This window comes from Streptomyces sp. MnatMP-M17 (assembly GCF_900091995.1).
Taxonomy (GTDB): Bacteria; Actinomycetota; Actinomycetes; order Streptomycetales; family Streptomycetaceae; genus Streptomyces.
Map to the genome: position 1 here is coordinate 1 of NZ_FMDK01000837.1, position 1,310 is coordinate 1,310.

General features: G+C 71.6%; 2 protein-coding genes and 2 pseudogenes. All 4 read right to left on the reverse strand.

Translation table 11 applies throughout. The annotated features are described in order from the left end of the window. Positions 1–241 (reverse strand): annotated as a pseudogene (locus tag GA0115259_RS31590) (sulfurtransferase); the annotation flags it as partial. A gap of 23 nt (positions 242–264) precedes the next feature. Continuing rightward, positions 265–861: a cupin domain-containing protein gene (locus GA0115259_RS31595; RefSeq protein WP_093603330.1), complete on the reverse strand. Its 597-nt coding sequence runs from the start codon at positions 859–861 to the stop codon at positions 265–267. A gap of 75 nt (positions 862–936) precedes the next feature. Then, positions 937–1,023 carry a putative leader peptide gene (locus GA0115259_RS42995; protein ID WP_311605579.1) on the reverse strand — a complete coding sequence of 29 codons (87 nt, stop codon included), beginning with the start codon at positions 1,021–1,023 and terminating at the stop codon, positions 937–939. Positions 1,024–1,055: 32 nt separating this feature from the next. After that, a pseudogene (locus GA0115259_RS31600) lies at positions 1,056–1,310 on the reverse strand (monooxygenase); the annotation flags it as partial.

Below are 1,310 nucleotides of genomic sequence, written 5' to 3' on the forward strand. Positions count from 1 at the left end.
CGACCCGCCACTCCAGCTCATTGCGCTCCACGACCAGCGCTCCCGGTATCAGCCCGTCCCGCTCCCGCAGCGCCGCGTACCGGATGTCCACCAGCAGCGCGCCCTCCGCCGCGGCCTCGAAGGCCTCGCGCGGCTCTATCCGGTCCAGATCCTCACGGACCCGTTCCAGCAGCTCGTCTATCCCCACAGGCTCAGTCCCGGCCACCCCTGCCACCTCGGTCGCCACCGGCTCCGTCTCCACGCTTCCGCTTCCCGTCCGCCCGCTCACTGCCACTCCTCCGGGCGCTCCACATGCTCAAGACGGAGCACAGCGCCGGTGCGGCTGTAACGGCGCATCAGCGGCAACGGCGGAAAGTACGCGTGGACGGAGATGGCGTGCTCGGCACCGGACTCGTTGCGCACCTCGTGCACATGGTGCCTGCCGAACGCCCGGCCCTCGCCCGCCGTCAGCTTCCGCTCACGGTCGACACCCTCGGCGAGCTCCAGCGTCTTCCACCCTTCGGTGGGCAGCCGCGCCGCCAGTGAGTCCTCCTTGAGCGCGCCGGCCGCTGTGGCGAACGCGCCGTGCGAACCGCCGTGGTCGTGCCAGCCGGTGCCCGTGCCGGGCGGCCAGCCGATCAGCCAGGCCTCGCTGCCCGCGGGACCGTCGAGCCGGATCCAGGTACGTCCCTCGGGATCGAGCGGGAGCGAGGAGACCAGCTCGGTGTCGGTGGCCGTCCTACGGACGAAGTCGAGCAGCTCGGCCGGCGTCGGGCCGGAGGCCGGTGAGACGGCGGCGGAAGGCGAGGTCGCGGTGGAAGCCCCGGCGGTCGCGGTGGAGGCGGTGGTGTCGGGCGCGGAGGTACGTACGGGGAGAGACATGGTGACCGTCCTGAGATGTTCGCGAGAGTGTGCTGCCGCGACGGACGCGGCGAGCGCGTGAAGAGAAAGGGCGAATCAACAGGACGGGCGACACACGCAGCCCGCATAGCGGACCAGGTCCATATGGACCCTCCGCCACAGGCGCACATCGGTGTCAGTCACGTTCCGGAGTACACCATGTGCGCCCGCGTCGGTCAATTGATGTTCGCAGTTCGGTCAGCGGATGCCGGCTCGGAAGGCTCCGAACGGGCGGCGGAACGAGCGGACGGAGCGCCTCCGCGCGCCGCGTCGGCCGCCGCGTACAGCTCGGCCGGACGTACTCCGCCGAAGGCCGTGACGAGATGCCCGTCCGGCCGTACCAGCAGGACGGTGTGTGCGGAGGCGCCCGGATACGCCTCGGTGACCAGCAGCTCCGCCCGTACCGGCAGGGCGTCCACCGCCGCCGCGCG